Source organism: Nevskia soli (genome assembly GCF_903970205.1).
Classification (GTDB): Bacteria; Acidobacteriota; Terriglobia; order Bryobacterales; family Bryobacteraceae; genus Bog-113.
This window is the reverse complement of record NZ_CAJCHS010000408.1, coordinates 1-4,833: the sequence shown is the minus strand read 5'-3', so window position 1 is coordinate 4,833 and position 4,833 is coordinate 1. Positions and strand designations below refer to the sequence as shown.

Genomic DNA, 4,833 nt, shown 5'->3' with positions numbered 1-4,833 from the left:
TCCCGGATTGATCCCCTGCAGGCCCTTCGATCTGAATAGAATCTCCGGATTCCTACAATAAGCTTGGATGCCCGCCGGACTCAACCTTGAAAACCGCGACTACGCCCGTATCCTCGCTGAAACCTCCGACCTGATGGAGATCGCCGGCGAAGATAGCTTCCGCATTCGCAGTTATCGCAACGGCGCGGCCGCGATCGAAGGCTATCCCGAGCGCATCGACGAAATCCTGGGAGATCCGACGCGCAGCATCACCAGCATCCCGGGAATCGGCAAAGGCCTCGCCGCGATCCTCGCCGAAATCCGCGCGACCGGTTCCTGTTCGCAGCGCGAGCGGCTGCTGGAACGCTATCCGCCCACGGCGCTCGAGTTTCTGCGCATCCAGGGCCTCGGTCCGAAGACCATCGCCTTGCTCTTCGAGCATTTCCACATGCAGACCATGAGCGATCTCGAGAAGCTCTGCCGCGAACAGAAAATCCGCGAACTTCCCCGCATGGGCGCGAAAACGGAAGAGAAGATCCTGCGATCCGTTGAGCAGTACAAGCTGCGCAGCGGGCGCTTTCTGCTGACTTTCGGCGAGCGCATCGCGTCGGAGCTCATGGACTTCCTGAAGGATGTCGAAGGGATCACCTCGATCATCCCCGCGGGGAGTCTGCGGCGCGGTAAGGAGACCATCGGCGATCTCGACTTGTTGATCACGGGTCCCGGCGCGGCCGCGGCGCTCGATCGTGCCGCGCAGTTCCCGCGTATCGACCAGGTGCTGGGGCGCGGGGTGAACAAGCTGAGCGTGAAGATCGGACGCGAAGGGCTGCAGGTCGATATCCGCGCGCTGGCCGCCGAAAGCCACGGCGCCGCGATGCAGTATTTCACGGGAAGCAAGGAGCACAATGTCGCCGTGCGCATCCGCGCGGTCCGGCTCGGATACAAGCTCAGCGAATATGGGCTGTTCCGTAACGAAGACGATTCGCGCGTGGCCGGCGAGACGGAGCAAGGCGTCTATGAAGCGCTCGGGCTCGCCTGGGTTCCGCCGGAAATGCGCGAGAACTGCGGCGAGCTCGAAGCGGCCGAGCAGCATGCAATCCCGCCGCTGGTGCGACTCGAAGATATGCGTGGCGATCTCCATATGCACACCACCGAGACCGATGGCCGTGCGTCGCTCGAAGAGATGGCCGAAGCAGCCAGGGCGCACGGTTACGAGTACATCGCGATTACCGACCATTCGAAAGCCATCGCGATGTCGTTCGGTCTGAATGAAGAGCGCGTGGAAGCGTTCGCGGCGCGCGTGCGGGCGCTGAATGAATCGGCGCATCTCGGCATTCACGTGTTCTCCGGAATCGAGTGCGACATCCTGCGCGACGGCACATTAGACCTCGCTTGGGACGCGCTGGCGCAGCTCGATTTCGTGATCGGCAGCGTCCACAGCCACATGAATCTGGAGGCCGCGGAGATGACGGACCGCCTGCTGCGCGCGCTCGAATGCCCGCATCTTCGATTGCTCGGGCATCCCACCGGGCGCTTGCTGCTGAATCGCGACCCTTACCCGTTCGACTTTGATCGGGTGGTTGCCGAGGCGGTCAAACGCGGCGTCATGCTGGAGATTAACTCGAGTCCGGAACGCCTGGACCTAAGCGGCAATCTGGCGCGAACCGCCAAGGCCAAGGGCGCGCGATTCTGCATCGACACCGATGCGCACCATCCCAATCACCTTCGCAATATGCGCTACGGCGTGCTGACCGCGCGTCGCGGCTGGCTGGAATCCGGTGACGTCGCGAACACACTGTCGCTGGCCGAATTCAAAAAGCAAATCGCGCGGGTGTAAGAATCGCTATTGAGATGAAGCTGACGTCGTCAAATGAAGTTTACCGCTGCAAGCTGTTCTGGATTACCGAAGACGAAGCCGAAGATGAAGACGGAGCCGAGGGGTTCCACATCAAGCGCTCCGTGGTGCGGCATCGCGGGTCGGCTGTGATGCTGGCTGTCGACGAGAAGGATCGCGTCCTGTTGGTGCAACAGTTCCGCCTGCCCGCGGGTAAGAAGCTATGGGAGTTACCGGCCGGCAAAGTGGACGAGGGCGAGGTTGTTCTTGAGACCGCCAAGCGCGAGTTGCGCGAGGAGACGGGTTATAGCGCGAAGAACTGGACGAAATTAGTCAGTTACTTCCCGAGTCCAGGTTATGTGGAAGAGTACATGACGATCTTCCTCGCCACGGACTTGACCGAAGGCGAGCCTGAACCGATGGACGATGAGCGCATCGAAAAGCGCTGGTTCGCACGTTATGAGATCGATGACATGATCCGTAGCGGCGAAATGGAAGATGGCAAGACGTTGACCGGATATCTACTCTGGTCAAGATCGAGATAAGCGATGTTCGAGCAGCGGCCCCGATGGTTCGTCTGGTGGTACGCGGCAATCGCGGCGGGATTCTTCCTGCTGGCGATTACGCAAGCGATTTTGGGCAGGACTGTTTGGCAAGTCGGGCTGGAGTTTCTGATCTCCGCCGGATTCGGCGCCTTGTCTTATGCCGAGAATAAGAGCCAGGGACGCGGCTAAGTGTGTTCTTGTTCAGTATGTCGAACCAGAACGGGGCTCCTAGCGACACGGCGATGGCCGGTGAGCGGATATCTTTTGACACCGATTCACGTGGCGAGAGAAGATGGGGGTTTGAAGCATGAGCGGTAAGGGTCGCCGGAATGCTGCAAACCTTATGGGTCGAGCCTCAACGTCGAATCAGCCAAACCAATAGAATCTCGATCAACGCGGCTCCTATGATCCAGCCTCGCGCCGAATTGAATCGCTTATCCCATTCGCCGTTAATCTGCGGCCTCGATATCAGTATATGACCGCCGAGAACGGGCTCGCGAATTTCCACTCTCACCTTCACAAAATCGCTTGAGAACCGGCCGCGGTCATGTTACTCTGACAGAGCAGTTAGCGGATTCCGGGAAAGGAGGCTTCTCATGCAAGCGATAAATCGACTGTTCACTGGTAATGAGGGCCTCGGCTCCACGGTGTCCAGCCCCACCCTTCACTTCAGTTAGTCCAATCTTTGCGCGGCCCTTGTAGCGTGGTTCGCCACGCGTGTAATCGGTCCAGGATAACTGTATAAATCTATGGCTTCTAACGTAAGCAAAGCGCGGGCTCGCGTGTGCCCGCTTGACATTCAAGCCCAAATCCAATTAACGCCGGTGCAACGCGCCGCTGCTGCTCGTGTACAAGACGCGCTGGTCTTTTCGAGCGTCATCGTTCTGAAAAGCGATACGGGCTTCGGGAGGACCACAACCCTCCGCGAGGTGTGGCGCGGTGCGGGCGGAGCTTTCATCGGAATGCAGGAGTTCGTCATTCGGCTGGAAGATCGGGGCCAGATCGAGGAGACGTTGCTCGATCTCATGCAGAGTGCGATTACCAGCCACGAGGTGATTTTTTTCGACGATCTGCACTTACTTCAGCATGTTAGTGACTCAATGGAATATCCGCGGGCGAATCTGTTGGAGGTTGTGCTCACCGCCGCCCTAAGTCGCGCGGAAGCTCTTGGGCGGAAAATCGTTTTCGGAAGCGATCGTGGCCAATTGGCGTCCGCTGTGGCGGCGCGAGCCGTCGTGTATTCAATCGAAGATTTCGGGAAGGAAGACTACGAGGCAATCGGACGTGGAGTGCTTGGTCTGAAGAAGATGCGCGCTCTGAATATCGATCGTGTCTTCCGTTATGCCCCGAGTTTGAGCGCGTATCAGCTCAAGAGCGCCTTCAATTGGTTCAGGAACCGCGCAACGCTCGATGCCGATAGCTTGATCGCGTACTTAACGGAACACAACATGGCGAGCAACGTGGATATCGAAGAGGTTCGGCCGGTTAGTTGGAAGGACCTGAAAGGCATGGATGACCTAATCCACACCTTAGAAGCCAAGATCGCGCTGCCTCTGGAAAACGATCAACTCGCGGCCGAGCTGGGGTTGAAACCGAAGCGAGGTGTTCTATTGGCCGGGCCTCCTGGAACAGGGAAAACAACGATCGGGCGTGCGCTGGCGCACCGGCTGCATAGTAAGTTCTTCCTGATCGACGGAACCATGATCGCGGGTACCTGCAACTTCTACGAAAGAGTGGAGGCTGTTTTCCAAGCGGCAAAGAAGAATGCGCCGTCGATCATCTTTATCGATGACGGTGACGTTCTCTTTGAGCAAAACCAGGAACGCGGTCTATATCGCTACTTACTCACGATGCTCGACGGGCTGGAAAGCGCCAGCGCGGAGCGGGTCTGCGTGATGATGACGGCGATGGACGCGCGATGCGTGCCCCCGGCCATGCTTCGATCCGGCCGCATCGAGTTGTGGCTCGAAACTCGAATGCCCGACGAAGCGGCCCGGCTCGAAATTCTCGCGGAGAAACTCGCGTTGGTGCCCGAACCACTCCGCTCAACGGACGCGCCTTTTCTAGCCAGAGAGAGCCGCGGACTTACCGGGGCGGACCTGAAGGCAGTGATCGAGGACGGTAAGTTGTTGTTTGCTTACGATAGAGCGAAGGGCGCTCAACTGAAGCCGGTCGAAGACTACTTCCTCGAAGCCATCCATTCGGTTCGTGGCAATCAGCGCTCTTACAGCCGGACGCAGCCGCCGCGGGTTGGGGGAGCGCCGGAGGTTGGATTCGCAGGGTGTCTTATCTAGAGCCCCGTTGTGGTGGTCGAAAAAGACCGCTTGCTGACGCGCGCGGCTCCCTCGAAAATAGGCCCCAACATACACCGTTCTACCCGGATAGGGTCAATGGGGCCGACAGCGGAGAACCCTCCCTTTCGGTCGGGCTCGGAGTGGGGCTGTACGGTCCCTTCAAGCGTGGCGCGGCTTTGCC

The 4,833-nt window shown here is 59.0% G+C and carries 4 protein-coding genes; all 4 read left to right on the top strand.

Annotated elements, in window-relative coordinates; translation table 11 throughout:
- Positions 1 to 67: 67 nt before the first annotated feature.
- The 4 genes from polX (at position 68) to H1Y01_RS17620 (ending at position 4,652) form a co-directional block, all read left to right on the top strand.
- Positions 68 to 1,816, top strand: a complete 1,749-nt coding sequence (gene polX, locus H1Y01_RS17635; protein ID WP_180541861.1) for a DNA polymerase/3'-5' exonuclease PolX — start codon at positions 68 to 70, stop codon at positions 1,814 to 1,816.
- Positions 1,817 to 1,830: 14 nt separating this feature from the next.
- Entirely contained in the window at positions 1,831 to 2,358 is a 528-nt protein-coding gene (locus H1Y01_RS17630; protein WP_180541859.1) for an NUDIX hydrolase, read from the top strand.
- 3 nt (positions 2,359 to 2,361) lie between these two features.
- The gene (locus H1Y01_RS17625; protein ID WP_180541857.1) at positions 2,362 to 2,547 is read left to right on the top strand and encodes a hypothetical protein; all 186 of its coding nucleotides are present in this window, start codon (positions 2,362 to 2,364) and stop codon (positions 2,545 to 2,547) included.
- Between the two features lie 560 nt (positions 2,548 to 3,107).
- A complete protein-coding gene (locus H1Y01_RS17620; protein WP_180541855.1) occupies positions 3,108 to 4,652 on the top strand; it encodes an ATP-binding protein in 1,545 nt (514 codons plus the stop codon).
- The last annotated feature ends 181 nt before the right edge of the window (positions 4,653 to 4,833 follow it).